This is a genomic window from Corynebacterium freiburgense, assembly GCF_030408815.1.
GTDB classification, from domain to species: Bacteria; Actinomycetota; Actinomycetes; order Mycobacteriales; family Mycobacteriaceae; genus Corynebacterium; species Corynebacterium freiburgense.
Window position 1 is genome coordinate 1,700,816 of the sequence record NZ_CP047355.1, and the last position, 26,806, is coordinate 1,727,621.

The 26,806-nt window shown below is 49.0% G+C and carries 22 protein-coding genes; 15 read left to right on the top strand and 7 right to left on the bottom strand.

Annotation, left to right across the window (positions count from 1 at the left end; all coding sequences use genetic code 11):
- The first annotated feature begins 46 nt into the window (after window positions 1-46).
- From CFREI_RS07700 to CFREI_RS07720, 5 genes are all read left to right on the top strand, one after another.
- Complete coding sequence (locus CFREI_RS07700; RefSeq protein WP_051255835.1) at window positions 47-526, top strand: DUF3099 domain-containing protein; 480 nt, start codon at window positions 47-49, stop codon at window positions 524-526.
- 28 nt (window positions 527-554) lie between these two features.
- Entirely contained in the window at window positions 555-2,072 is a 1,518-nt protein-coding gene (locus CFREI_RS07705; RefSeq protein WP_027012170.1) for a DUF7782 domain-containing protein, read from the top strand.
- A gap of 36 nt (window positions 2,073-2,108) precedes the next feature.
- Window positions 2,109-2,543 carry a D-aminoacyl-tRNA deacylase gene (gene dtd / locus CFREI_RS07710; protein ID WP_027012169.1) on the top strand — a complete coding sequence of 145 codons (435 nt, stop codon included), beginning with the start codon at window positions 2,109-2,111 and terminating at the stop codon, window positions 2,541-2,543.
- A gap of 121 nt (window positions 2,544-2,664) precedes the next feature.
- Window positions 2,665-3,654, top strand: a complete 990-nt coding sequence (locus CFREI_RS07715; protein ID WP_027012168.1) for a sigma-70 family RNA polymerase sigma factor — start codon at window positions 2,665-2,667, stop codon at window positions 3,652-3,654.
- 129 nt (window positions 3,655-3,783) lie between these two features.
- A complete protein-coding gene (locus tag CFREI_RS07720; RefSeq protein ID WP_027012167.1) occupies window positions 3,784-4,467 on the top strand; it encodes a metal-dependent transcriptional regulator in 684 nt (227 codons plus the stop codon).
- A 78-nt stretch (window positions 4,468-4,545) separates the two neighbouring features.
- Here CFREI_RS07720 and CFREI_RS07725 read toward each other — a convergent pair whose 3' ends face one another.
- Window positions 4,546-5,664, bottom strand: a complete 1,119-nt coding sequence (locus CFREI_RS07725; protein ID WP_027012166.1) for a DUF4192 domain-containing protein — start codon at window positions 5,662-5,664, stop codon at window positions 4,546-4,548.
- Window positions 5,665-5,990: 326 nt separating this feature from the next.
- Here CFREI_RS07725 and CFREI_RS07730 point away from each other — a divergent pair, with 326 nt between their 5' ends.
- From CFREI_RS07730 to CFREI_RS07765, 8 genes are all read left to right on the top strand, one after another.
- The gene (locus tag CFREI_RS07730) at window positions 5,991-6,980 is read left to right on the top strand and encodes a proteasome assembly chaperone family protein (RefSeq protein WP_027012165.1); all 990 of its coding nucleotides are present in this window, start codon (window positions 5,991-5,993) and stop codon (window positions 6,978-6,980) included.
- 108 nt (window positions 6,981-7,088) lie between these two features.
- Window positions 7,089-7,790 carry an ATP-binding cassette domain-containing protein gene (locus CFREI_RS07735; protein WP_169719133.1) on the top strand — a complete coding sequence of 234 codons (702 nt, stop codon included), beginning with the start codon at window positions 7,089-7,091 and terminating at the stop codon, window positions 7,788-7,790.
- The gene (locus CFREI_RS07740; RefSeq protein ID WP_027012164.1) at window positions 7,787-8,473 is read left to right on the top strand and encodes an ABC transporter ATP-binding protein; all 687 of its coding nucleotides are present in this window, start codon (window positions 7,787-7,789) and stop codon (window positions 8,471-8,473) included. Before CFREI_RS07735 ends, CFREI_RS07740 begins: the two co-directional genes overlap by 4 nt.
- 71 nt (window positions 8,474-8,544) lie before the next feature.
- Window positions 8,545-9,738, top strand: coding sequence for an MFS transporter (locus CFREI_RS07745; RefSeq protein WP_051255905.1), 1,194 nt, complete (start codon window positions 8,545-8,547; stop codon window positions 9,736-9,738).
- Window positions 9,739-9,822: 84 nt separating this feature from the next.
- On the top strand, window positions 9,823-11,319 hold the full coding sequence (locus CFREI_RS07750) for an ABC transporter substrate-binding protein (RefSeq protein ID WP_035111439.1): 1,497 nt from the start codon (window positions 9,823-9,825) through the stop codon (window positions 11,317-11,319).
- Between the two features lie 45 nt (window positions 11,320-11,364).
- Window positions 11,365-13,113 (top strand): ABC transporter permease subunit, encoded by a 1,749-nt coding sequence (locus CFREI_RS07755; RefSeq protein WP_027012161.1) that lies wholly within the window; start codon window positions 11,365-11,367, stop codon window positions 13,111-13,113.
- Complete coding sequence (locus CFREI_RS07760; protein ID WP_027012160.1) at window positions 13,110-15,650, top strand: DEAD/DEAH box helicase; 2,541 nt, start codon at window positions 13,110-13,112, stop codon at window positions 15,648-15,650. The genes CFREI_RS07755 and CFREI_RS07760 overlap by 4 nt, the downstream gene beginning before the upstream one ends.
- 44 nt (window positions 15,651-15,694) lie before the next feature.
- On the top strand, window positions 15,695-16,168 hold the full coding sequence (locus tag CFREI_RS07765; protein WP_435383896.1) for a phosphatase domain-containing protein: 474 nt from the start codon (window positions 15,695-15,697) through the stop codon (window positions 16,166-16,168).
- A 55-nt stretch (window positions 16,169-16,223) separates the two neighbouring features.
- On the opposite strand, the gene ahpD is transcribed toward CFREI_RS07765, so the two are convergent.
- Both ahpD and CFREI_RS07775 read right to left on the bottom strand, forming a co-directional pair.
- The gene (gene ahpD, locus CFREI_RS07770; protein ID WP_027012159.1) at window positions 16,224-16,748 is read right to left on the bottom strand and encodes an alkylhydroperoxidase, AhpD family; all 525 of its coding nucleotides are present in this window, start codon (window positions 16,746-16,748) and stop codon (window positions 16,224-16,226) included.
- A gap of 3 nt (window positions 16,749-16,751) precedes the next feature.
- Entirely contained in the window at window positions 16,752-17,348 is a 597-nt protein-coding gene (locus CFREI_RS07775; protein WP_027012158.1) for a peroxiredoxin, read from the bottom strand.
- Between the two features lie 572 nt (window positions 17,349-17,920).
- Here CFREI_RS07775 and CFREI_RS07780 point away from each other — a divergent pair.
- A complete protein-coding gene (locus CFREI_RS07780; protein ID WP_027012157.1) occupies window positions 17,921-18,853 on the top strand; it encodes a hydrogen peroxide-inducible genes activator in 933 nt (310 codons plus the stop codon).
- Window positions 18,854-18,936: 83 nt separating this feature from the next.
- Here the strand turns inward: CFREI_RS07780 and CFREI_RS07785 are convergent, their stop codons facing one another.
- The 3 genes from CFREI_RS07785 to CFREI_RS07795 form a co-directional block, all read right to left on the bottom strand.
- The gene (locus tag CFREI_RS07785; protein ID WP_027012156.1) at window positions 18,937-19,683 is read right to left on the bottom strand and encodes a hypothetical protein; all 747 of its coding nucleotides are present in this window, start codon (window positions 19,681-19,683) and stop codon (window positions 18,937-18,939) included.
- A gap of 211 nt (window positions 19,684-19,894) precedes the next feature.
- Entirely contained in the window at window positions 19,895-20,776 is an 882-nt protein-coding gene (locus CFREI_RS07790) for a hypothetical protein (protein WP_027012155.1), read from the bottom strand.
- Between the two features lie 128 nt (window positions 20,777-20,904).
- Complete coding sequence (locus CFREI_RS07795; protein ID WP_027012154.1) at window positions 20,905-21,582, bottom strand: SIMPL domain-containing protein; 678 nt, start codon at window positions 21,580-21,582, stop codon at window positions 20,905-20,907.
- 77 nt (window positions 21,583-21,659) lie between these two features.
- On the opposite strand from CFREI_RS07795, the gene hrpA reads away from it, so the two are divergent.
- Window positions 21,660-25,568 (top strand): ATP-dependent RNA helicase HrpA, encoded by a 3,909-nt coding sequence (gene hrpA / locus CFREI_RS07800; RefSeq protein WP_027012153.1) that lies wholly within the window; start codon window positions 21,660-21,662, stop codon window positions 25,566-25,568.
- A 52-nt stretch (window positions 25,569-25,620) separates the two neighbouring features.
- On the opposite strand, the gene nrdR is transcribed toward hrpA, so the two are convergent.
- Window positions 25,621-26,076 (bottom strand): transcriptional regulator NrdR, encoded by a 456-nt coding sequence (gene nrdR, locus CFREI_RS07805; protein ID WP_027012152.1) that lies wholly within the window; start codon window positions 26,074-26,076, stop codon window positions 25,621-25,623.
- Window positions 26,077-26,806: the final 730 nt, after the last annotated feature.

Here is a 26,806-nt window from a genome sequence, read left to right on the forward strand (position 1 = left end):
TGCCCCACACTTACCCTCAAGGCACATAAGGTCTACCCTGATGTGTATGAGCAGCGGTTCTGCGGAGGAGAAACAAGCCGGCACGGCGAGGCGTCGTTCCTCGTGGCGCCGCAATCGAAATACCAATGTGGAGTTAATTACAGACGCACGCCAATCACCACTAGAAAACTGGGAGCACCGCAAACGCGTATACGCCGTCCTACAAGGCGCACGAATCCCATTTTTATTGGCGTCTGGCGCTGCCTATGTATGGTGGCAAAACTGGGTTTTAGCAGCAATTTTATTTATTATCTCGGTACCGCTTCCATGGATTGCGGTTGTGATTGCTAATGGTGTTGGGGAACCACACGATTCACGCCGCAAGCAGGTGTATAAGCCGCAGGTAGCACGGGACCGAGCCGCGTTTTACCATCATGAAATGCTTGCCGGGCCAGCACATCCCGAGCTACTACCAGGTGATTCAGCAGGGCGATTAGAGTTAGATGCACCTCATCCAAAACGTCCCATTGTTATCGAACATGATTAGCAATGCCTGTATAAGGAGTTGAAATTACGTGCCCACACGCCTTAGCGCACTTGCCCCAGAAATCGTACAAATATTTCACAATCATGGTTTCCATTTAGAGGGCATTGAACAACACTTAGGCGCTGCGGGCATGGCTGCGCTATTCCGGGGCGAACCTGCAGCTGTACGCTATGCAGCGCGCGGCAACTCCGCAATAGAGCAGCTTATTCGTTTAGTATTGCTTCGCGACGCCGCCCCTTACCAATGTTTCGTTGATATGTTTGGCGAGCCGCTCGTTCAGGGACTACTTGATTGCGATGCATTACTTTTCCAAAACTCAAATACCCTGCAATTTCAAATAGACATTCGGCCGCATATTTTTTTGAATACCCATCATTGGGTATTTTCCGATGCAGATGCCGCAATGACCGTGCACATCCCTGGCCCGGACCATGTTCTTGGGGTCGGAGCAGCATCACTATCCTTGGTGCAGGCCTCCCCTACCAACAAAGTGTCCACCGTATTAGACCTGGGCACTGGATCCGGAGTACAGGCCTTAGCGCAAAGCGCATGCGCGCAGCACATTACCGCAATTGATATCCATCCAAGGGCATTAGAGTTTGCTGCGGCATCCTTTGCAGCATCCAATGTAGCGGCAGAATTACTGTGTGGACCATGGTTCGAACCTGTTCACGGACGTCGCTTTGACCGGATTGTGGCAAACCCACCGTTTGTTGTGGGGCTACCCGAAGTTGGCCATATTTATCGCGATTCTGGCTTTAATCTCGATGGTGCTAGCGAACTAGTAATAAGCCAGGCACATCACTACCTCAATCCCGGCGGTTGTGCAGTTATGCTCGCGGCATGGATACATACACCTGGGGAATCTTGGCAGCAGCGAGTAGCTTCCTGGCTGCCAGATACTGGTGTCGCTGCATGGGTTATCCAACGAGATATTGCAGACCCAGCACTCTATGTAGGCACGTGGTTGCAAGATGAATCACTTGATCCGCGGTCCATTGCCGCAGCCGCACGGACAGAAGCATGGCTCGAACATTTTGAGCAGGCCAATGTTTCCGGCATTGGTTTTGGCTTCGTTGCAATTCAACGCATCGATGACCACACGGAATCCGATATTTTATGTGAAGATATGCCACAACAATGCGAAGGTCCGCTCGGCGAGGAAATCACGGAATACTTCGCCCGTATCACCTGGCTGCGTGATGCGGACATAACTGAAATTCTGGAGACGAAATTCGGTATGCGTCCCGGGGTAGCTGTTGAGGAAATTTCAGTTGTAGATACTGATGCTGGCATCGGTTTCCGCCCAGCCGCATTGCGGCTTACCCGCACGGATGGTCCACGTTGGAGCCACGACGTCGATAGGCATCTCTATGCGATTGTTTCTGGACTTAGCACTGCAGGATTGTCTCTGGGCGAAATCGTAGAGCTCTATTGCGCCGCACACGACCTAGATGTGCAAGCAATGCTGCCTGAGGTTGTGGGAGCCATCGTTGATCTCATTCGCCATGGGTTCGTACTGCCCAGCGAACTTATAGAACTGTAAAATCCTAGCCTTCACACACTGCAAGAAAGACACAATATGAAAGCTGTACTCACTCGGGTAAGTTCCGCTTCTGTTGAAGTTGATGGTGAAATCGTCGGCGAGATCCATTGTCCCGAAACTGGCGGGATTTTGGCACTTATTGGTGTTGGGAGGGAAGACAGCCCTGACGCATGGGAAACCATGGTTCGTAAAATTGCAGAATTACGAGTCTTGGAACATGAAACTTCGGTCATTGACGTTGGAGCACCCGTTCTTCTTGTGAGTCAATTCACGTTATATGGACGAACGGCAAAGGGACGACGACCATCATGGTCCGATGCTGCTCCCAGTGAGATCGCTGAGCCTGTAATTGCACGTATCGCGGAGGGTTTGCAAGCCCGAGGGATCCAGGTTGCCACCGGCCGCTTTGGCGCAATGATGAAAGTAGCCTCAGTAAATGAAGGCCCTTTTACGGTCTTGGTGGAGTGCTAATAAAAGCCTAAAGCATTTGTGCTGCGTAACCGCGACTCATTTGAGGCTACGCGTCCATGGGGAACTTTTTTCTTAGCTATGGCGTTATGTGGTTAGAAACTGAGTCGACTAGGAGGCACGCATGAGCACTTTGCCCGCGCAGGATTACGACGTCGAAGAGCAAGACCGCGGAAGTCGCCGTGGACATTCAAACGACAATCCCTCGGCGGACTTGGTGCGAGTCTACCTGAACGGAATTGGTAAGACCGCCCTCCTCACCGCCGAAGATGAAGTTGAATTAGCACAGCAGATCGAAGTGGGCCTCTACGCCGAGTACTTACTTTCTGATTCGCCACAAACATTAACGCGTGCCATGAAGCGTGATTTAAAGGTATTAGCAAAACAAGGCAAGCGTGCTCGATCACACTTGCTAGAGGCTAATTTGCGTTTAGTGGTTTCCTTAGCCAAACGCTATACCGGCCGTGGTATGCCATTGCTTGACCTGATTCAAGAAGGCAACCTTGGTTTAATTCGTGCTATGGAGAAATTTGATTACACCAAGGGATTTAAATTCTCCACTTACGCCACATGGTGGATCCGCCAAGCAATTACCCGTGGTATGGCTGACCAATCCCGCACAATTCGACTTCCTGTTCATTTGGTTGAGCAAGTAAATAAGCTTTCCCGCATTAAACGCGAGTTGTACCAGCATCTTGGACGTGAAGCCACCAATGAGGAATTAGCTGAAGAATCTGGCATTGATGAATCCAAAATTGAAATGCTTTTGCGCCAATCACGTGACCCAGTAAGCCTAGATATGCCGGTCGGCGCCGATGAGGAAGCCCCGCTTGGGGATTTTATTGAAGATTCCGACGCCGCCGATGCCGAGGCAGCAGTAGTAGCTTCACTGCGCCATTCCGATGTTCGTACCGTGCTCGCTTCGCTGGAAGTTCGGGAACAGGAAGTAATCGCCCTACGTTATGGCCTCGATGATGGGGTCCCCCGTACCCTTGACCAAATTGGCAGGAAGTTTGGCCTTTCACGGGAGCGGGTACGCCAAATCGAGCGTGAAGTTATGAGCAAATTACGCGATGGCGAGCGAGCAGCGAAGTTGCGGGAGTACGCTCTGTAGCGAGATGGCTTTCGAATGACACGTTGTGTCATGTAGATGGTTATCTCAAAACCAGAGGTAAAATTGCGTACAATATTATGGCGCGGTTATAGACAGCGAACATAAATTCAATGAAAGGGCTCCCAGACAGTGAAGGACTTAGTTGATACCACTGAGATGTACCTCCGTACAATTTACGAACTAGAGGAGGAAGGCGTAACGCCACTGCGTGCCCGTATCGCAGAGCGCCTAGACCAATCTGGACCCACTGTAAGCCAAACTGTTGCACGCATGGAACGCGACGGGCTGCTTGTTGTAGCTAATGATCGCAGCTTGCAAATGACTGAACTCGGGCGAACACTTGCCACAGCAGTAATGCGCAAGCACCGACTAGCTGAGCTACTGCTTACCGATATTCTCGGTTTAGATATTGAAAAAGTACATGCAGAAGCATGCCGGTGGGAACATGTTATGAGCGATGAAGTTGAACGGAGACTCGTTGCGATTCTCCAAAATTACGAACGCTCACCATTTGGAAACCCAATTCCCGGCCTCGCCGAATTAGGAGTTACAAACGACGCAAATACAATGGCCGGGATGCGTGCCGCGGATCTCCCATCTGGAGAGACCGTCCCCGCGAAAGTTGTGCAATTACACGAAATCCTGCAATTTGATACAAATTTGTTTCAAACATTACACAAAGCCGGAATTGTGGTTGGTAGCGAAGTCACCGTATTAAACCGAAGCGGTGTTGTGGAAATTACCCAGGGTGATACGACGATTACCGTTGGTGATGATTTAAGCCACGCAATTCGCATCGAACCAATTGTATAAACATTTATCTCCCACCATTTCCAAACCCTCGAAGCAGAGACGCAATACCAATGCTTCGGGGGTTTAAAAAATGAGATTTTAGGCGGCCTCAGGGAGTTGCTCGCCATAACGGTAGGTTAAATATTCTGCCGCCTGTACACATGATTCTAGGGTCATTGACGTTAATCCCTGGATAAGGGCATTTTCAAACAATGCTGCCAGACGATGCTGTGGTACTTCCTCAAGCGCCACACGAACTGCAGGAAGTACCCGAACCCAGAGTTTTTGCGCTAGCATTGCCGCCGCATATGCGCATAGCGAATTTGCCCGAAGTTCTCCTTGAAATGTTCGTGCAGCAGCAAGCGCCAGTTTTGACATCGCCTCCGCTAAACCAGCACCATGCCCCAGTGCTACAAAAATCGCATCTCGCAAAAGGATTTGTGACCAATATGCGGCCGCGAACTCCATACATTCTCCATCGACAGCAATAGTGTCCACAGTTAGCTGCTCGGTTGTAATTCGATTTAAAATACCAAAGCAATCCTCGATAGCTTTGGTAAACATTCGGCGCGCTTCCGGGGTCCCTTGGCGAATGCCGTCTACCAAATGCAGCCCCCTGCGTACACCACACTCCTCCCAACGTGCTCGTTGTTCCGCAGTGGCCTTATGGTGCCCATTGGCGTTGAAATACGCAAACATGGCTGCCCGGTCGGGCTCCGGCAATTCTCCCTTTGCCACAAGTTCCCGCAATGAAATGGAAGCAATCGGTGGTGCTATCTCTCCAGAATCCCAGCATTCGAGTCCGGTGGTACCATTGCCGAGCTCGCAAGCATAGGGGCCAAATAAAAGTTCGTAAGGTTCTCCGGCCTGTATTTCTTTGGCACCCCAGGCTGCTTCTATTCGTACCCCTTGTTCCGCGGCTTCGGCTACAAGCCAGTGCACATGTTTGATTGTGCTTGTGTAGCTTCGCTCGCCAAAGATCACATAGACAAATACGATCATGCCTTCGGGGCGATACCGCATACCTTCAAAAACGGCACGATAGCATTCAACGTCGGCAATACTTACACGGGCAAGGGGCCCTAGCTCATAACCTCGTGTGCCCTTTGGCATAAAAAACCCGATCACAAACGAATCTTGAGGAAAAAATCCAAGCATTCCGGGAATATTGGCGAATACATCAGCAGGCGTGCACAATGTTGTGGTTTTCTTTTGCATAACCCCAGCCTGAGGGCATCAACATTAGTTTGCTAGCTTTTCGACGCCCCACCCCACCCACTGTGGATAGTCACTGCAAGTTTTCACAGTTCAGGGGTATTTTGGCGCGGTATCGTTCGGCGGGAGACAACGCAATCCGGTAGAATGATCAAGCTCTGTGCATTATCTAGTGAGACAGGTTATTTTCTTCTAAGCTTATAAAGACTGGGTTTTGGGAATACAAACCCCGGTTGGTCAGGTTGTACTCAACGGACGCAACAATTCGCTTGTGTGCTTCTTTGTTTCAATGTTTTGACCATAATTCGGTGTATCGAAGGAGGATTTTCATGATGGATCGTCATACACGCATGTACGACCTTGAGTACCCCTCCCCCGAGGTCGTAACAACTCCTGATAACGGCCCAACGCTTATTGTTGCATTGCAGGGATATGCTGATGCGGGCCATGCTGTAGAGTCCAGTGCTCACCATTTACTCCACGCATTAGAACATCGTCCGGTTGCTTCGTTCCATAGCGACGAATTGATCGATTATCGGTCGCGTCGCCCAGCTGCAACTATTGCCGAAAACCAATTAGCGGATATGGAAGATGCCCGGCTTGAGCTCCGCGTATTTCGGGATAACTCCGGTACTCCATTCCTTTTGCTTGCTGGCCCCGAACCGGATATGCGGTGGAATGCTTTTACCGAGGCAGTTATCGGGCTCATTGATCGTTTCCACGTTGATAAAACAGTGTGTTTATATGCGGCCCCAATGGCCGTACCTCATACCCGTCCACTCGTAGTAACAGCTCATGGAAACACCCCCTCGATGTTGCAACAGCACTTCACTATGGGCGCAACCATTCGAGTGCCAGGTTCAGCGGCGTTACTCCTTGAGCACCGTTTGCAACAGACTGGCCATAAGGTTGGTGGCTTTACTGCACATGTACCACATTATGTTGCTTCTTCCGAATTCCCAGAGGCAACACTAAAGCTACTACGCGCCGTGGAACGGGCAGCCGGTTTAGATCTCCCGTTGGATTCATTGGAACTCGATGTAGAACGCACTGCAGTGCAGCTCAACGAACAAACCGAAGAATCCCAAGAAATTCAACGCGTGCTAAAGATTCTTGAAAGCCAATATGACCAAGATTTAGAGCGTTATGTGGCACGCTCTGAACAATCCGAGATTTCCCGAGATTCAAACATGCCAACCGGTGACGAGCTCGGCGCTGAATTCGAACGATTCCTCCAATCACTAGATAGCCGCGCACTCGATTCTGGTATGGAACCACCCGCTTCAACCGACGATGAAGCGCAAGAGGACAAAAACTAAACGAATCGACTGTTAAGAGGCCTCCCTGGCATTCTCGCCAGGGAGGCCTTGTGTGTTACACTGACCGCCAATTAAATTGAACATCTTTACCAATAAATATTCGCAAATGTGCACGCATTGCATGTACTAAGTACAAGGAGCCTGGCCACATTGCTTGTACCAGATGCTACCCATTCTGGGTGTTGCAACCTCACCGATGTGCGTATTAGCTACCACGGTCGACAGGTGTTATTTATACCGAAATTGTGTATTGACACCCCTTGTCGCATCGCACTAATCGGTCCTTCTGGCGCTGGCAAATCAACATTAGCGGGCCTACTTGGCAGCTTCCTCCCAGAACATACACAAATCACCGGGGACATTCACATACCAAACTCGATCGGCGCGATTTCCCAAGACACCTTTGGAGCCCTAAATCCGCTTATGCGCATTATCGATCAGGTAGCACTGACTGCCGGGTCAAAAACCGAGGCCAAACGACATTTACTAGCAATTGGCCTGCCCGAAAAGCTTCATTCACGCTATCCCCTACAACTGTCTGGCGGACAACGCCAACGTGCAGCTATTGCTTTTGCATTAAGCCAATCCCCGCAGCTATTAATTGCGGATGAAGTAACCTCCGCTTTAGACCCTATAGCCAGCGCGGAAGTTCTCACCACATTGCGCAATGTTAGTGGGCCTAACACCACAACTTCGCTACTTATGATTACGCATAATATTCGCGCAGCTCACGCACTTTGCCAGCGAGTCATTGAATTTGTACCAAATCCCAACGAGCAAGGTTTTATTGCTGAGGAGCAAGCTGCATGATCAATTTTGAACATGTTTCCTATCCTCCCGGGGTGATTGATGCGAGTTTTAAAGTGTCACATGGTGAAAAAGTAGCAATCATTGGTCGATCTGGCAGCGGTAAAACCACTTTGCTTCGGCTACTCTGTGGTTCCCTTCGACCAAAACAAGGTAATATCCTCGCACCAACCCGGGGAGAATTCGCCTATATTCCCCAAGATTTAGACGCGAGTTTAAACCCAGCAATGTATATCAAAGACATTATTTTGGAACCCATTGCTATTGCTCGTCAGGATATACAAACCGCTCAACGCAAGATCCCCAGCTTGCTTGAACAATTAGGGTTACCCAGTGATGCTGCGCAACGAAAGCCCGGTGAACTATCTGGTGGACAACGACAACGCGTAGGCATTGCCCGAGCACTGATTGCCGAACCGAAAATTATCTATGCCGACGAAGCACTAAGCTCGCTCGATAATCTTGCCGCTAACATGGTTACCGAACTATTTTCCGAACCAAATCTTACTGTGCTGCTTGTAACACATAACCTCCAATCTGCCGAGGCATTCGCCCAAAGGTTCGTAATGCTAGATGAAGGACACATTGTTGAAGATGCCGACATAGCAATCCTGCGCAATATCGATAATGCCAGTGATGCACGAAAATCTTTTCTTAAAGCAGATGCACTTTTGGGTGATGCCTAGTGAGGTTTGCAAAAGATATCCAGCACTTCCAATCACTTCCGCTACCGGTAAAGCTGCTATTGCTCACCCAAATGCTTTTTAATGTTGGGTTCTATCTGGTGGTGCCGTTTTTGGCCACACACATGACCGAAAACCTCGCAACCACTGGTGCAATGGTGGGACTTGTGCTCGGACTACGAACCTTTTCGCAGCAAGGATTATTTTTCGTCGGAGGGGCACTCACCGATAGGTTCGGGGTGAAACCAGTATTACTCACCGGAATAGCCATTCGTGTTGCAGGTTTTATATTTGCTGGGGTTGCTTCAACAACTTTCCAGCTCATGGGCGCAGTAGTGCTTATTGGTTTTGCCGCCGCACTTTTCTCGCCAGCAGCGGAAGCTTCTTTTGCAGTTTCCGGATTAACAATTGAACGCCAAGGCATTATTAAACGATCCGAGTTATTCGCTATGGACGCGTATTTTTCCCGCATTGGTGCACTGCTCGGTCCACTCCTCGGCGCCGCCCTGATTGGCATAGGATTCCCAACTACTTGCTTTATCGCAGCCGGTATATTTACATTCCTATTCCTCGGGCACTTGTTTATTATTCCCGCTGTAGAAACACAATCCAGCGAGTCAGTATTTGCTGGATTCCGCCATGTTTTGTCTAATAAAGCATTTATCGTATTCGCACTTGGCTACAGCACTTACCTTGTGAGCTACAACCAACAATATCTTTCCCTTCCAGTTGAATTAGAGCGAGCAACTGGAAATCAAGACGCCCTTGGCGCCATGTTTATTTTCTCCAGTGTGCTGGTGCTTACTTTGCAAATGCCACTCACTCGCATCGCTCAGCGAATGTCATCCTGCAAAGCAATAGCATTGGGATTCACGCTTATGGCTGTTTCATTTGCCATTGTTGCACTTGCCGCACCTTTAGAACCCTTTTCTGGTGTTTGGGCACTTACACCAGCGATTCTCATGCTGCTGTGTATGCACATTGGTCATATGATCGCAGTACCAATCTCCCGCGATCTTGTGGGGGTACTCGCAGGAGAGCAAAACATAGGAACATATTTTGGTTTTCTGAATTCCTTCGGTGGCTTCGCTGTGCTCCTTAGCTCACTGGCACTTGGCGCAATGCTCGATTATGCCTACGAACCCCAACCAAGCGCGGCACTTCCGTGGCTTGCTCTCACTCTCCTGCTTGCGCTTTCTGCGGTTATTCTTCCAAGAATTTCGCAGAATAGTACCCGCAAACCACAACCCACACCGAGTTCGCTTTAAATCCACGCGCAAAGTGGTGTGCAAATAAAGACTTCCTCGCCGCATTACAAGAAATACTGCGAGGGAATAACTGAAAGGAACAATATGTCGATTCGACTGCAAAGAAAAACTTGGAACCGAGTAGTCGCTGGGACGGCGGCTTTGGTTTGTTCGTTGACCATTGCTGGATGTACCACCCCTGAAGAAGGCGGCGCCTCGGGAAGTGAACTTGGTGTCGCATTGCCATTTAAGCCTGTAGCATCACTGTCGCCTTTTTCTGATGACTCCGTATTGAATACCCGAATGGGTGTTGCTGAAACCCTGGTAACCCTGGATAAAGAAGGTAAGCCGACCCCTTGGCTCGCAGAATCATGGGAAACCGTCGGCGATGACACTGTAGTGTTTAAACTGCGTAAAGACGTAAAGTTCCATGATGGTTCTGCATTCAATGGTGAAGCTGTTGCGAATTCACTGCAGCAAGCTTTCCAAGCGGCTTCCCGCCCGAAAGGCCTTGGAAAAGTTGATTTGGAATTCAAGGCCACCGGCGAGCACGAGGTCACCGTAAAAGCTGCAAAAGCTGATCCTATTCTCGTGCAACGCTTTACTGATACCGGCACCGTCATTTTATCCAGTGCTGCATATAAGGGCGAAGCTCCATCCCCCAAAGGCACGGGAACGGGTCCGTTTGAACTCACTGATGTAAATGCGACCGAGGCAAAAGCAAAGGCATTCGCGGATTATTGGGGTGGTACTCCAAAACTTGAGCAACTCAAGGTGCAATTCATTGAAGATGGTTCAGCCCGTGCAAATGCGGTTCGCACCGCAGAAGTGAATTTGGCGCAAGCAGTCCCATTGGCGCAATTGGGAGAATTGAGTGAACTTGAAAACCAATCCACTTTGCTTCCTCGTGGCGTCTACCTGCATTTAAACTCCAAAAAAGGTGCTTTCACCGATCCTAAAATGCGTGCCGCCGCAGTCGACGCCATTAAGAGCGATGTGATTGTGGAAAAGATATACGAAGGTCACGCAGATAAAGCTACGGGCAGTATTTTCAATGCCGACGCTACCTGGGCCAAGGACGCAAAATCTGCAAATTCCACCGATGGCAAAGCGGAGGCAAATAATAAAGAGATCCGCTTAGCCACATGGAATGAGCGACCAGAATTACCGGAAGTTGCCTCTGTAATCGCCGACCAATTGCGCTCTGCTGGTTTCAAGGTCGATGTAGTTGTAACAGATTATGATTCGCTAGAGCAAGACCTTCTAGAAGGTAAGTTTGATGCAGTAATCGCTTCACGTAACTACCAATTCGGCGCCGCTGATCCAGTCAACTTCCTAAGCTCCGACTACACCTGCGAAGGATCGTATAACCTTTCGCTCTACTGCAATGCTGAAGTAGACGCGGCCGTCGACAAGGCATTGAGCATCGCTGATACTGATAAGCGCTATGCCGAGGCAGCCAATATTGGCGCAATGATCGTCAAGGATAATGCGGTAGTTCCGCTAGCATTCGAGCATTCCATGCTCTCCTACAAGGACGTCAATTCATTGAATTTTGATCCCTTTGAACGGCGCCTTATTACCAATGAAACTACCCGATAGTATTCCCCCAAGCTCAAGAAACGTTTGAGGAGCGTTGATTTAGTAATGCCGCAGCGAAACCATAGAATTTTGCAAACGACGTGTACATCTTTGGCATTGTTTCTGTCTGCTGCGGCAATTACCGCAATCTTGCCTTTTTTAGGTAATCGCGATCTGGCAATGGCGGTGTTTCGGGCGCGGGAAGCGGAACGTACACCAGACCCAGAAATCCTTGAAGCAATTCGAAAAGAATTGCAACTACCAGCAACTCCGTTCGAAGGATTTACTAGTTGGCTGGCGGGCGCCCTTCGCGGCGATTTCGGCGTCAGTTGGGTCGATCCTTCACGCAGTGCTATCGATGTTGCCCTTTCCGGCTTTGGAGTTTCTGCAACATTAGCTGGCCTTTCCACATCATTAGCCGTGGTACTGGCTTGGCTTTTGGCATGGCCCCGGTTTCGTGCCGTCGTACATGGCAAACCTTCCCGCACTGGCGATATTGTTGGCATGGCAATTTTAGGGTCCATCCCGGAATTTGTATTAGCCGTAGTACTACTTGTACTTTTTGCGCTAAAATTTCAATGGTTTCCAGTAAGCGGATTTTCCTCTATACACCATATGGTTCTGCCAACATTAGCTATTGCGCTTCCTTCTGCGGGCCTTTTAGGAAGGGTTCTATTAATCACAATAGATGCGGTAGCTAAAGAAGAATGGGTCCGTGCTTGGCGGCTTAATAATGTACGCTCCCAGGTAATTTTCCGTGCAATTTCAAAACGCGCACTCGCGGTGCTTACCCCACAAATTGTATTGTTCTTTGCAGGCTCGTTGGCGTCGACAGCCCTTATTGAAACTACATTCAATATTGCCGGTATGGGGCGCACCGCCGTAGCTGCCGCTATTAGTAGGGACATCCCAGTGCTGCAGGTAATTGTCCTTACCGTAGTGATTCTTGGCATTGTATGTGGCATCCTCGCACAATGGGCACGCTGGCTGCTATTGCGCCCACTCCTTGGCTCGGATGCCGCCTACGCTCCATCTGCAACCGCCCGCAACTCCCGACCTCGCGGCACCATTGCATTCGCTCTGGTAACGCTGCCTTTTCTGGCATTATTCTTAGTGCTATTGCTTACCGACGCCCCGCCGCTCGATATTACTCAACGCCTCGTGCCACCTTCAGCACCCCATATTTTGGGCACCGATCAGCTTGGCAGGGACCTCTTACTCCGACTAGCACACGGCGCAACATTGACTATTGGATTAGCAGTTCTGGTCACCGCTATCTGCGCCCTTATCGGACTGGTGCTCGGTCTTATGGGCTCCTGGGCCAGCCGTATTGGCGATGCACTCAATGCCCTACCCGCCATTCTTATTGGCGTAATTCTCGCCGGTGTGTTTGGTGGCTCACAAACTACCGCCGCAATCGCCGTTATGCTCGTTGGCTGGATCCCACTAGCTTCCCATACCGCAGTCGTTGCCGCCGAAGCACGTACTACCGGCTATTACCTTTGGGCCCAGTTGCAGGGCGCATCAATGTTCCGATTGATATGGTGGCATGTATTACCTACGGTGATTCCCGCTGTTATTCGACACGCCGCTAGCCGGGTAGCCCATAACGCCTTGGCGCTTGCTGGCCTTGGCTTCCTAGGCCTTGGTGCGCCCCACGACTCCCCAGATTGGGGCGTCATCCTTTCCGAATCAATCCGCTATGCGGAGCGGGCACCTTGGATGATGCTTGCCCCCACCCTTCTACTTATGGCACTTGGTGTAGCAGCAGCATTAGCCACCGACACCCGAATCACACTACGCTCGAAATCGTGAACCTCACTCAGATGCTGCCAGACCTCTCCGAGGTCCCCGAATCCTTATTCGATGAGTCTATTTTTGACTCCTTCTTAGCCTGGACTCGGGACCGCGGCATCTCCCTCTACCCAGCCCAAGAGGAAGCGGCATTAGGCATTCTTGCAGGTGATAACGTTATCCTGGCCACTCCAACTGGCTCCGGAAAATCTATGGTGGCCATTGCTGCACATTTTATTGCTATGGCACGCGGACAACGCTCGTTCTACACCGCTCCGATTAAAGCCCTTGTAAGCGAAAAATTCTTTGCTCTCTGCGATATTTTTGGCCCAGAATCTGTTGGGATGATGACCGGAGATGCCACTGTTAATGGCAATGCACCCATAATCTGTGCCACTGCAGAAATCGTGGCAAATATTTCGCTCCGCGATGGCACACAGGCCCAAATTGACCAAGTGGTTATGGACGAGTTCCACTACTATTCTGAACCTGACCGCGGCTGGGCTTGGCAGGTCCCGCTCCTAGAATTACCTAAAGCACAATTTCTGCTTATGTCCGCCACCTTGGGCGACACTACCTTCCTTGAAAGAGACCTTTCTGAACGCACGGGCCGCACAACAAATCTCGTTGCAGGCACTGAGCGACCTGTTCCACTCGAGTTTTCCTATGTGTATACACCTGTGCATGAAACAATTGAAGATTTACTTAAAATCGGCAAAGTCCCCGTCTATGTTGTGCACTTTACGCAACGAGACGCAATCGAACGAGCTCAATCTTTAACCAGCCTCAAGATCATTAATAGCGAGGAAAAGTACCGAATAGCTGAAGAAATCGGCGACTTCCGCTTTACCACTACTTTTGGCCGCACTCTTTCCGGATTACTCCGTAAAGGTATCGGGGTACACCACGCTGGGATGCTGCCAAAATATCGCCGGCTAGTAGAAAAACTCTCCCAAACTGGACTACTCAAGGTCATTTGTGGCACCGACACATTAGGTGTTGGGATTAATGTGCCTATACGAACAGTGCTTATGACCGGACTCACCAAATTCGATGGAACACGCCAACGAATGCTAAAGTCGCGTGAATTCCACCAAATTGCAGGCCGCGCCGGCCGGGCTGGCTACGATACCGTAGGCACCGTAGTGATTGAAGCGCCCGAACATGAAATAGAAAACTTTAAGCTCCGGAAAAAAGCCGGGCAAGATCCAAAGAAGCTTAAAAAGCTCCGGAAAAAAGCCGCCCGACCTGGTGAAGTCACATGGACCGAAAATACATATGAGCGGCTGACAAATGCAGAACCAGAGCAATTACAAAGCCAGTTCCGGATAAGCACATCCATGCTGCTTAATATTATTGCCCGGCCTGGGGACGGATATCAGCATCTAGAAAAACTTCTCCGCAATAATCACGATTCCCGCGCAAAACAAAATAAAGATATCCTTACGGCGATCGAACTATTCCGCGGTTTGCTAGCCGCCGGCATTGTAAAACGTGTGCCCGATGGCCCCGATCCAACTGGGCGCATTTACCATCTGACTGAAGAACTACAGCGCGATTTTGCACTCAATCAGCCGCTGGCACCTTTTGCCCTTGCCGCACTCGAACTCTTAGATAAAGAATCCGAAACATACACACTGGACGTAGTAAGCGTATTCGAAGCAATTCTCGACGACCCCCGCCAAGTACTGATTGCACAGCAAAAGGCTGAGCGAGCCGAAGAAATCGCAGCGCTTAAAGCCGATGGCGTAGAATACCACGAGCGAATGGCTATTATTGAAGAAATCACATGGCCAAAACCACTCGAGGAGCTGCTCGAACAAGCATATGATACTTACGCTGAAGGGCATCCTTGGGTTAAGGAATTTGAGCTTTCACCGAAATCTGTAATTCGGAACATGATCGAACATGCCATGACATTTTCAGACCTTATTGCAACCTACGGTCTCGCCCGTGCTGAAGGTGTGGTCCTACGTTATCTCACTGATGCTTGGCGTACTCTCCAACATTCGATCCCCAAAGAATACGCCACCGAAGAGCTTGAAGATATTATCGTTTGGCTTGGTGAACTTGTACGACAGGTAGATTCCTCACTGGTAGATGAATGGGCCCAAATGGCCGACCCTGATGCACCTATTTCCAAAGAAGATCTAGCCCGTGAGCTTGCTTTTGGCGTAGAGGATCCTACAGCTCTGTCCGCAAACCAACGGGCGTTTACCATCATGGTTCGCAATGCAATGTTTAGAATTGTGGAGCTATTCGCCTACGAAAAAGAAGAACAGCTTGCCGAATTAACTTCTTATTTGGATCAACCCTGTGATTTTGGTGCTGGCATGGATGCGTATTTCGATGAATACGCCGACATGGATACCGGACCAGCTGCACGTGGCCCAGAGTATTTTCGGCTGGAAAAGACCGGCCGCATGTGGAATGTACGCCAGATTCTTAAAGATCCAAATAACGATAATGCATTCGCATTTACCGGCACCGTTGATTTGGATGCTTCTGATGCTGCTGGCGAAGTTCGGTTTGCAACCCTTAATTTCGAAGAAAACTAACGACCATAATGCAACTCCACAAGCCGCAGGCAGCAATTTTTGACATGGATGGAACACTCTGCGATGTACGTTCGATTCGCTATTTCGTGACCGAAAATCCGAAGCATCGGAATTTCCACAAATTCCACAATGCGTCGATTGATTGTCCGGCACACCCAAAAGTTGTGCAACTATATAAACATCTCCAACAACAAGGGTTGGCTACCATTATTGTGACTGCCCGGACGAGTAATTTTTCATTCCTAACCAACCTTTGGTTACAAGAACAAGGTCTTACCCATAGTGGCTTATTTATGCGGGCGCGCAAAGATTCTCGGCCTGACCATGACATAAAAAAAGATTTACTGGCCGAAATATGCAAGCGTTTTACACCAGTCCTGGCAGTCGATGATCGCCCTCAAATAGCTGAGATTTGGCAAAACAATGGGATTTTTACCGTCTTGGTCAGTGAAGAGGGTGAACTTAGTTACGCAGTCCCCGAAAACGAAATATCCCCCGTATTGAGTGACTATCTTTAGCTCAATACGGAGGGATTGTAGAAGATGCTCGCTGGGAGCATAAAGGACACGGACTTTAGCGTGCCGCTTCGATTTCTACTACTTGGGCAACACCAGTAATTGTTGCAGCAATACGGACTGCTTCCCAGACCTGTTCTTTAGTTAAACCTTCTGCACGAACAGTATTGTCGTGAGCTACAGAGCAGTGTTCGCAGCCGTTAATCGTGGAAACAGCCATGGACCAGAGTTCAAAGTCAGCCTTTTCCACGCCTGGCTTGGAAATAATATTCATCCGCAGACCAAACTTAACTTGAGCGTAATCATCGCCAAGCCAGTTTTTTGCACGGTAGGCAACATTATTCATAGCCATAACTGAAGCCGCGCCAAATGCCGCATTGATTGCCTCTTCAGACAGATATTGCTTTGCCTCATCCATGATTTCGGAAAGCACAGCTTCATTTCGAGTTGCTGCGGCCGAAGCTAGGAACGTGCCCCAAAGCTGTTGCTCATTGAGCAGTGTAGAGCGTGAAAGCGTGCCCAGATTGAGCTTGAGGTCTTTGGCATACTCCGGAAGACTTGACTTGAGATTGTCCAGCGACATGAATTACTTCAGACCTTCCTGCAATTCAGCAAACTTATCGATGTTCTTGGTTGGGTCATTCTTTTGCCAGTTGCAGGCACAAACTTCTTCAGACTGCAGGGCATCAAGCACGCGCAATACTTCATCAACGTTACGGCCTACAGCATCTGGTGTCACAGATACAAATTGAATTACGCCATCGGGGTCAATAATGAAAGTAGCGCGATCGGCTACGCCATCAGCATTTTCAACACCAAGAGCCTTAATCAAATCATGTTTAATGTCCGAAAGAATTGGGAATGGAACTTCCTTTAATTCGGGATGGGTTGCACGCCAGTTGAAGTGGGAAAACTCGTTATCGATCGACCCACCTAAAATCTGGGTATCACGATCTTGGAATTCCTCATCAAGCTTGCCGAAGGCTGCAATTTCCGTCGGGCAAACAAAGGTGAAGTCTTTAGGATAGAAGAACAGAACCAACCACTTACCTGGGTAAGTCTCATGGGTGATCGTCTCAAAATAGTCTTCCGGCTGGGTTGCCTTCACGTCATGCAAGTCGCCGCCTTTAAGAGCGGTGAGAGAAAACTCCGGTAACTTGTCGCCAATGGTCAGAAGAGCCATAAGGTGCCTCCTATAGACATCCAATTGAGTGTGAAGGATTAGACCACAGTAGCGAATACGAACTGGGCCTGCCACGAGTATGCCTAGGCCACTACGAGTTTTCAAGAGGTTTCCCTTTTGTGTGACTGAAATAGAAATAAGGTAAACCTATTTAATTAGGCTAGCCGCACGTGACAGCGCCATCCCCCTGTAGAGAAGTTATAAATAATCTTCGAAATTTACAAGTTTGCAACCAGTTTGAGATGAAATCGAGGTAGAAACCTCGCTATTGAGCCAAATTGCTCAACAAAATACCTACCCCCACACCACACCCCATGACTGTGATTCAAAACATACTATATATGTGCGTACATGTTAACTACATTGTTCCTTGTGGCCACTTTAACCACGAAACTCCAGCCAAAACCCATAATATGCAAGGCTTCACTGGCGCTTTCTATGTAATCGGATCGCAAAAAATTCATGTAGCAGTTCGCCTCTACATTCCGGCAAACTCGCTACATAATTGCTGCGTATGACCCAAAACAAAAAGAAATGTCACCGGCATTTTCGTATGCTACGTTTGCAGAGGCATGAACAATAAAGAGTACCGACCAACGCTGGCCCAACTGCGCACGTTCGTAACCGTGGCAGAAAATAGGCACTTCGGAAGTGCAGCGGCCAAACTATCTATTTCCCAACCCTCGCTCTCCCAAGCGCTCGCGGCATTGGAAAACGGGTTAGGTGTACAGCTTATCGAGCGATCGACTCGCCGAGTGATTGTGACACCAATCGGCGAATCCCTCCTACCGTTAGCGAAGGCAACGCTAGACGACGCCGACGCCTTCCTCGCCCATGCTCGTGGCGCTAAAGGCAGCCTTACCGGACCTTTGGCTATTGGCATGATTCCCACAATCGCGCCATATATCCTTCCGGCGTTTTTGCGGCTTACCGCCTCAGAGCTGCCTTCGCTTGAGCCGCGGATCGTCGAAAATCAAACGCGGTTGCTGTTAGAGCAGCTACGGGATGGGGCTATCGACGTCGCTGTAATGGCGATTCCATCGAATATTCCAGGTATGCAGGAAATACCCACCTATGACGAAAACTTTATTGTCGTCGTCCCGGAGGGGCACCCCTATGCCGGACGCAAAGACCTAACGTTCAATGCGCTTCAAGACCTTAACCTGCTATTACTCGATGATGGACACTGCCTCCGTGACCAAGTCCTGGACCTTTGCAGGACTGCTGAGATTAGTACGAGTTCGATCACTTCAAATGCCACCCGCGCATCAAGCCTTCCGACCGTGATTCAATGCGTCATTGGAGGCCTCGGCGCAACACTTGTTCCTCAAAGCGCCGTAAAAACCGAGTGCAATCGAGTCGGGCTTTCCACCGCAAGCTTTAGCCCTGAGGTCTCCGCACAACGGCAAATTGGTTTAGTGTTCCGAGCTTCATCTATTCGCAGTGAAGAGTTCCAGCAGCTCGCCGACATTGTTCGGCGCGCTTACGAGGCGTCAAATATATAAAATCCCACGCACTTTATTGTTCGTGAGCTTTCACCAGCCTGCCACTGGAGGTAATGCCCCGGCGGCAGGCCTTTTATCTGTAATTATGCCAGTACTTTATACAGCCGAGCATGTCCTATCATGGCCGCTGGTAATACAATAATCAAACCTAAGTAACACGGAAGAGCCGCTATATATAACGCAAGCACAGCGAGAATGCCGTATTGCAGAAGTATTAGATAATGCGCCATCCCGAATTTCCATCCCCGAACAAGGCTTCCAATAAATCCATATTTACCTTCAAGCGCAAAGTAAATGCTGTAACCAAGCACCGGTTCAGCGAGAATCCAAATGACCAAGATCGCTAATTGAGTCAGTGCTATGGTGTTAAGCCCATTAAAAGCGAGTACTGCTAGCTGTAACATCGCAAAAATTGCGTACCGTACGCAAGCAACCCCAATTGCCGGGGCAAATGAGGTTGCACTGTGTAAAGTGTGAAGCCTCGGGGCAAGGTCTTGAGCTTCACGCAAAGCAGCATTACCAAATACTACGGTAATTGCGACACTTATAATCCCGGGAAACACCCCTAAAACCACCAACCACCAAATATTGGTTTCCCCGGCACTCGGTTCAATACCAGCAGGATCATAGGTGCTAAACGCTAGAGAAACTCCCACAACAAAAGCAGCGAGCAAAACCAACACCAAGCACACCGAAAAAACTAGCCATAGGCTGGCATTTTCAAGTGTTCGACTAACACCAAATCGTAACGCCCCAAGCGGAGTCAGCGCGAACCTCGTAATATCCGCTCGTGTTTCCGCAGCTACCTCTGACTGTTCCTCATCGCTCATGTTGATACCTCCTGCATTGTTTACCCGCCAACGAATCGCCTTTTTAAATTTTTAAATGCAATATCATCCTAGTACCTCTACACCAGACCTTCTGCTCGTTTTTATTTTTCTATTAGCTAAATAATGGCTTATATAAAAAGGAGCAGCGTTTGCTGCTCCTTACGCTTTTTTGGTGGTATCGGGGATAGGAATCAACCAGCCTCAGTGCCTGTTAAAACTCCGGATGTGTTCGCCCCGTCAGCTTTCTAAACATAAATGCATTTGCAAGTACATTTACTGGTGTGGCAAAAATCAAACCTATACAACAAGCCAAAAAACCAATAATAATGATTAGAAACTGCATAAATGCAAACAGAAGCAGGGTTAGATAGTGGTATTTACCAAGCTCAAAGCTCCTACGGAAGCAATCACCTACATCATTATTTCCATCAATGAGGAAATACAGAGGAAATATCAAGAATGGAGCAATTAATAGGGAAATTATTGCCGACGAGAAAAAGACTACCAACATCCTCGGTGAGATTTGGAATTCGGTGGCAGCCTGAGCGGGTGCTTCATAGCCAAAAATGACTACCGGCAGCAGTACCAGAACTAAGATTGCTGCGTTAATCAACGAAACCAAAATAAGGTTTTTATAGTTGATGTTCGCAGCAGCGGAAGACAGCGTGGGCGTTTGTCCATTCATTTTTTGCAGCGCAGCATTAATAAGATATGCAGAGAACACCAAACCGATGAATGTGTTACAAAAATTCTGGAATACTTGGCCTAAACCACTAGGATTTGATGCGCTTGATAGGTCTCCGCTGAAAAGGGTTACCAATAATAATTGAACCATACTGATAATAAATCCAAGCACAGCAGAAGCCATGATCAATAGGAATGCTACAAGCAACCACACGCCAGGGTCATCCATCACTGCCCGGAACCCAAATCCAATTGATTTTTTAATGTCTGGTTTGCCATCACCTTGCACGAGCCGCACTTGGCCAGGGCCCGAATTCCAATCAGGCTCGTTTCCGTATGGATTTTCATTGTTGTATGGATTTTCGCCACCGCGCTCTGGCCCGTTTGAGAATGGAGGCAAATTAGACATGGTCTCAACCCTTCCTTAGGCGCAATAAATTACTAAAATTCACCTACCTAAGAAATTTTATCTTATAAACGTTTTCAAATTAAAGACTTAATTCTCTCTATCAAAATCTGTAACGTAAATGTTATTTTTTACCGTGCAGTCAATGCAAGAATGAGTGTAATACTTCCGGTCGTTGTAATACATGCTGGGGCAACATTGATATCTAGTGCTTTTCCGGGAAGGCTACGGCTCTTTCCTTCCTGAAAAGTTGCTGCCACGGGCATAGCCGTCATTTCCGCATTGATTGCGGTCTCGCTGCTATCCACTTGTATAACACGATCAATACGACAATCGAGTAATTGCGCAAGTTCGTTCGCATTTTCCATCGCATTTTCTAGTGCCATTTTCTGTGCGGCAGTGTGGGCTTCTGCTTGTTTTTTAGAAGATAATTGCCATTGCGGGCCAGTTATACAGCAGCCTTCAATACCAACTAAGCGTGATAGCACTTCTTGAAGTTCCTGTTGTACCTGTGGTTCATCAAGTCCTTCAACGATATAGGAGCATTTCCACTCTGTTTTTGTTTTGTCTTTATAGTTGGCAAATTTTTCTATGGTCTCGCCACTGGCCCGTAAATGTTGAATAGTGCCGAGTACCGCACGCACTTTATCAACATTAGTAGTTTTTGAAAAAGCAGACTTTTGCTCGCGGATATTCACGCTCACTTCAATATCAAGCACCGCCCGATCGGCTGCCACTTCGACTTCTGCAGTATTGCTCACTCGTATAGTTGGGGTGTGGTTTTCGGGGATTACTCGAAGTTCTTTCATGCTTTAAAAGTGTAGCAACGCTGGCTTTCGTCTATTTCCTGAAAAGCCAAGTTACCGAGTAAAGTATTGGCCCAGTTATGTCTACTTCAGCTGGATCATCCCCTACAAAGCGCGAACTCTATCGCCTCATCGATCATGTTTCGCTTGTCGACGCCCGCGCATTCCGCCGTCGGCTTTCCAAGGCACGGTCCCCTCGTGCACTCGCAGCTATTGCTGCGGACATACATGCGGCGCGGGTAGCGTTAGCGTCCCGGGCGTCGAAAATCCCGGAGATTTCGTACCCGGAACATTTGCCAGTGACCGCCCGCCGGAACGATATAGCTGAAGCAATTCGTGACCACCAAGTAGTTATTATCGCCGGTGAAACTGGTTCTGGGAAAACAACGCAGATCCCAAAAATCTGTTTGGAACTTGGCTATGGGGTTTGGGGACGTATTGGGCACACACAGCCTCGACGTCTTGCCGCACGTACCGTCGCTGAACGACTCGCCGAGGAACTCGGACAAAGTGTTGGGGAATCCGTAGGGTATGCGATTCGTTTCGATGATCGGGTCTCCCCTACAACAGCAGTCAAACTTATGACCGACGGCATTTTGCTTACGGAGATGCAGCGGGATCGCTACCTTTATGGCTATGACACGCTTATTATCGACGAAGCACACGAACGCAGTCTTAATATCGACTTTTTGCTTGGATATATTAAACAGATTTTGCCAAAGCGCCCGGACTTAAAGGTCATTATTACTTCAGCAACAATCGACCCTGAGCGTTTTGCCAAACATTTCGCCGACGCTAATGGGGTACCCGCACCAATTATTGAAGTTTCCGGACGGACATACCCAGTGGAAATCCGTTACCGCCCACTGCAACAGGAAGTCCAAGGCAAACTCGTAGATATCGATCCGTTAGACGGATTGTGCTTGGCAATCGAAGAACTCTTTGCTGAAGGGCCCGGCGATATTTTATGCTTCTTCCCCGGTGAACGTGATATTCGTGATGCAATGGAAATCATTGAAGCGCGAAAATGGCGGGGTGTAGAGGTCACCCCTTTGTTCGGCCGGTTATCCAATGAAGAGCAGCACAGAGTATTCGCACCACATTCAGGTCGCCGTATAGTCTTGGCTACAAATATTGCAGAAACATCCCTGACTGTCCCTGGCATCCATTATGTTGTGGATACTGGCACCGCCCGAATTTCACGGTATTCGGCCCGAACAAAAGTCCAGCGTCTTCCAATCGAACCGATTTCTCAAGCTAGCGCCAATCAACGTTCGGGTCGTTGTGGACGTATTGCCGATGGTATAGCAATCCGCTTGTACTCCGAAGAAGACTTTCTTTCTCGCCCGGAATTTACAGATCCGGAAATCTTGCGCACTAACCTTGCCAGTGTCATATTACATATGGCGGCATTAAAACTCGGGGATATTACGGAGTTTCCTTTTGTGCAACCCCCGGACTATCGCGCAATCCGAGACGGATTATTACTACTCCACGAACTCGGCGCATTGGAAGAAAATACCAATGCCCAGGAGATTACACTCACTGACACCGGGCAAACACTCTCACGAATCCCCGTTGACCCACGCATGGCTAGAATGCTAATTGCCGCACATGATCTGGGGTGTTTAGATGCGGTAACGATTATCGTGGCTGCACTAACTATTCAAGATGTTCGGGAACGTCCACTAGATTTCCAGGCGCAAGCAGATCAAGCTCATGCCCGATTTAAGGTAGAAGGCAGTGATTTCCTCTCCTATGTAAAGCTATGGGATTATATCCAGAAAACACGTAGTGAGCTTTCTGGAAATGCCTTCCGAAAGCGCATCAATAAGGAATTTCTGCACTATATGCGAATTCGGGATTGGTGGGATTTAGTTCGTCAACTTCGCGGAATTACTGCAGATCTTGGGTGGAGCCGCGCTGAAGATGTAGCTACCGAGCCAAATCCGGATGCTATTCACCAGGCTCTACTTTCTGGATTGCTTTCGCATATTGGTTCACGGATATCCGATTCGAAAGAGTTTCACGGGGCCCGCGGCACAAAATTCATGGTATTCCCCGGATCGAGCCTTGCTAAAAAACCACCGCAATTCGTTATGGCGGCGGAACTTGTGGAGACGTCAAAACTCTGGGCACGTGATGTGGCACAAATCGACCCCGCATGGGTAGAACATATTGCCGCCGCACTGCTCAAACACCAGTACTCGGAACCGCACTGGTCATCGTCCCGGACCGCCGCAATGGCATACCAAAAGTCAACGCTCTACGGCGTTACCATTATTGCCGAGCGCAGGGTTTCATATCACCGTATCGACGCCGCGGCAGCCCGCGATCTATTTATCCGTCATGCCCTTGTGGAGGGTGATTGGAATACGCATCATTCGTTTTTCCACAAAAATCGGGAAAAACTCACCGCCGCAGGAACCCTGGAAAATAAGGCACGACGCCGCGATATTGTGGTCGATGAAGACACGCTTTTTAATTTCTACGATAGCCGTCTACCTGAAAATATCACCACTGGCCGCCACTTCGATCGCTGGTGGAAACGACACCAAAAACAAAACCCGCATCTTTTGGATTTCGACCCCGAAGCCCTTATTAACCCAGAAGCCGAAGCCGTTTCCGAAGATGCTTTTCCTGATGTATGGCGACAAGGCAGTCTGGAATATGAGCTCGACTACCGCTTTGAACCGGGCCATGAATTCGACGGAGTTACATTACGAATACCTGTACCCTTACTCGCCAGTGTCAACGATACAGATTTCGAATGGCTCGTCCCTGGACTCCGACTTGAATTAATCTCCGCACTTATTCGTACCCTCCCCAAAGCACTCCGCCGATCGGTAGTGCCCGCACAAGAATTCGCCAAACGCGCCATTGGGGGACTCCATCCATATCATGGTTCACTGGCCGAACAACTCTCCGATCAACTCCGTGCCATTGGTGGATCCGGTATCCAGGCATCCGACTTCCGTTTCGACGCCCTCCCCAACCACCTGCGTATTACCTTCGCCGCAATCGATAAACGCGGGACGATAATCGACCACGATAAAAACCTGGCTGCACTCCGCGACCGACAAGCAGGCAAAATCCGGGCCTCCGTAAGCCAAGTAGCACGCTCCAGCGAAAGCGACGTCGCAACGCAGTGGACCAATGAAACCTTGGGCATGATCCAAGAGGAAATCATTTCCACCGTCGACGGCCAGCAAGTAGTCACCTACCCCGCGCTGGTAGCTACCCCACAAGGTTTCTCGATACAAGTCCTTCCCACAAAGGCGGCTGCCGACGCCGCGATGATGACCGCAACTCTTACCATGCTGATGCGCGAAATCACCGTCAATGTGAAAAATATGTCGAATGGACTGCCATTGCAGCAGCGCGTAGCCTTAGAAAATTACCCCCATGGAGGGGTTAAAGGATTGGTTGAAGATGCCCGCGTAGCAGCGATTCGTGACGCAATGCTCGAAGCTGGCGGACCGGTGCGAAGCCCCGAAGAATTCAAACGTTTGAAAGAAAAAGTCGCACCGAATGTGCCTCGGCTAGTCCGGCAGAGTGTGGTAACAATCGCCCCTGCGCTGGTAGATTACCTAAATCTCCGTGATGAGCTTTCCCAATGGACTGGCGAATCCATTGACGATATGCAACAACAACTTGACTTCCTTTTGCCACCACATGCGATAAGCATCCACGGTATCCAACGCCTCCAACACCTACGCCGCTACCTCGCTGCAATGGTCGTTCGCCTAGAAAACCTCGACCTTGATCCCGATCATGATGCCGACCTTCAGGATTCCATAACAGCAGCCACCAATTACCTAGAAACGAAATTAAAGAAACTCCCCACAGGGCGTGAGAAAAGCCGTGCAGTAAAAGATATTCGATGGATGATTGAAGAACTCCGCGTCAGCCTATTTGCCCAACGACTCGGTACCGCACACCCCATTTCCGTACGGAGAATCGAAAAAGCAGTAGATAAGCTGCATTAAAGAGTCCACCGCGGATGCCTGCTCCACTAATCCAAGCATCCACCATGGACGATTATTCTTGCCTAGCGCGCCTACGCATCAGACGAATTTCGGATTCAAAGTCATCCGCGCTTTCAAATGACTTGTACACAGAAGCGAACCGTAAATATCCCACTTCGTCCAGCTCGCGCAATGGTTCAAGAATCGCCAGCCCGATTTCATTTGCATTTACCTGAGAACTCCCATGCGCACGCACAGCTTCCTCAACCTCCTGCGCGAGACGCTTTAAGGCGTCATCAGACACATCACGCCCCTGGCACGCCCTACGCACGCCCGTAATCACCTTCTCACGGCTAAACGGTTCCGTAACCCCATTACGCTTAACCACCAGCAAAACTGCCTTTTCAACAGTGGTAAAACGGCCATTACACTCCACGCATTCGCGCCGTCTCCGGATGGCCGATCCGGAATCAATTACACGACTATCAATCACGCGGGAGCCACGTTGTTGGCAGAACGGACAATGCATTCCGAACCCTTTCGCCTTAAGCCGACCACGTTTATCTTGGAACGTTCCTATCTTAACGCCCTTTGTTCGTTAAGCATTAGATTGTCACCAATCAACTATGGCACGAATAAACCTGCACAATTGCTATTCTATTGCATTTTAATAATGGGAATTCCTCAGCATCTCCATTGGCTGCAATTATTATATCGAACACTATATCGACCGAAGAAAGGTGGTCTGCAACTAGATTACGCGCAGTATTAATTCGAACTTGCGAAGAACTTAGCTAGTTTGAATCAAGCGTCGATTTTTGCGAGCCAAACGTTCGAACAATGTTTGACATACCATTAAAGAAACACATTCTAGAACATTTCTCAATACCCACAACACCCACCTTTTCCACCCCCTTTAGAATGAGTATAATGCCAGCATACTGCCAAAAATCAGTTTCGAGACATTGGGCCTTCACATTTAAGTAGCATGCAATATTACTTACACATAGCAACTGAACTACAGCGGACCGCTTATTTGTTCTAATTAGAATACATATTCTGTATGAATTTTCACGAACATAAGCGTATTTAGCAATCTCCTGAATTTTTCGAACAGGCGACCAAACTCGCGATTTTTTGAGGTACGCTGAATTAGCAAGAGGTTGCAGTTTGAGTTTGTCTAATACCTCACTCAAGGTGACACCTAGTGCTCACCGTTTTACTATCCAACATTTCGTCACACATGGGGGCTCTCCCCC

Coding starts and splice junctions, on each gene's coding strand:
- CFREI_RS07700 (WP_051255835.1), top strand. CDS start 47: ATGAGCAGCGGTTCTGCGGAGGAGAAACAAGCCGGCACGGCGAGGCGT.
- dtd (WP_027012169.1), top strand. CDS start 2,109: ATGAAAGCTGTACTCACTCGGGTAAGTTCCGCTTCTGTTGAAGTTGAT.
- CFREI_RS07715 (WP_027012168.1), top strand. CDS start 2,665: ATGAGCACTTTGCCCGCGCAGGATTACGACGTCGAAGAGCAAGACCGC.
- CFREI_RS07725 (WP_027012166.1), bottom strand. CDS start 5,664: ATGCAAAAGAAAACCACAACATTGTGCACGCCTGCTGATGTATTCGCC.
- CFREI_RS07730 (WP_027012165.1), top strand. CDS start 5,991: ATGATGGATCGTCATACACGCATGTACGACCTTGAGTACCCCTCCCCC.
- CFREI_RS07740 (WP_027012164.1), top strand. CDS start 7,787: ATGATCAATTTTGAACATGTTTCCTATCCTCCCGGGGTGATTGATGCG.
- CFREI_RS07745 (WP_051255905.1), top strand. CDS start 8,545: ATGCTTTTTAATGTTGGGTTCTATCTGGTGGTGCCGTTTTTGGCCACA.
- CFREI_RS07750 (WP_035111439.1), top strand. CDS start 9,823: ATGTCGATTCGACTGCAAAGAAAAACTTGGAACCGAGTAGTCGCTGGG.
- CFREI_RS07755 (WP_027012161.1), top strand. CDS start 11,365: ATGCCGCAGCGAAACCATAGAATTTTGCAAACGACGTGTACATCTTTG.
- CFREI_RS07765 (WP_435383896.1), top strand. CDS start 15,695: ATGGATGGAACACTCTGCGATGTACGTTCGATTCGCTATTTCGTGACC.
- ahpD (WP_027012159.1), bottom strand. CDS start 16,748: ATGTCGCTGGACAATCTCAAGTCAAGTCTTCCGGAGTATGCCAAAGAC.
- CFREI_RS07775 (WP_027012158.1), bottom strand. CDS start 17,348: ATGGCTCTTCTGACCATTGGCGACAAGTTACCGGAGTTTTCTCTCACC.
- CFREI_RS07780 (WP_027012157.1), top strand. CDS start 17,921: ATGAACAATAAAGAGTACCGACCAACGCTGGCCCAACTGCGCACGTTC.
- CFREI_RS07785 (WP_027012156.1), bottom strand. CDS start 19,683: ATGAGCGATGAGGAACAGTCAGAGGTAGCTGCGGAAACACGAGCGGAT.
- CFREI_RS07790 (WP_027012155.1), bottom strand. CDS start 20,776: ATGTCTAATTTGCCTCCATTCTCAAACGGGCCAGAGCGCGGTGGCGAA.
- CFREI_RS07795 (WP_027012154.1), bottom strand. CDS start 21,582: ATGAAAGAACTTCGAGTAATCCCCGAAAACCACACCCCAACTATACGA.
- hrpA (WP_027012153.1), top strand. CDS start 21,660: ATGTCTACTTCAGCTGGATCATCCCCTACAAAGCGCGAACTCTATCGC.
- nrdR (WP_027012152.1), bottom strand. CDS start 26,076: ATGCATTGTCCGTTCTGCCAACAACGTGGCTCCCGCGTGATTGATAGT.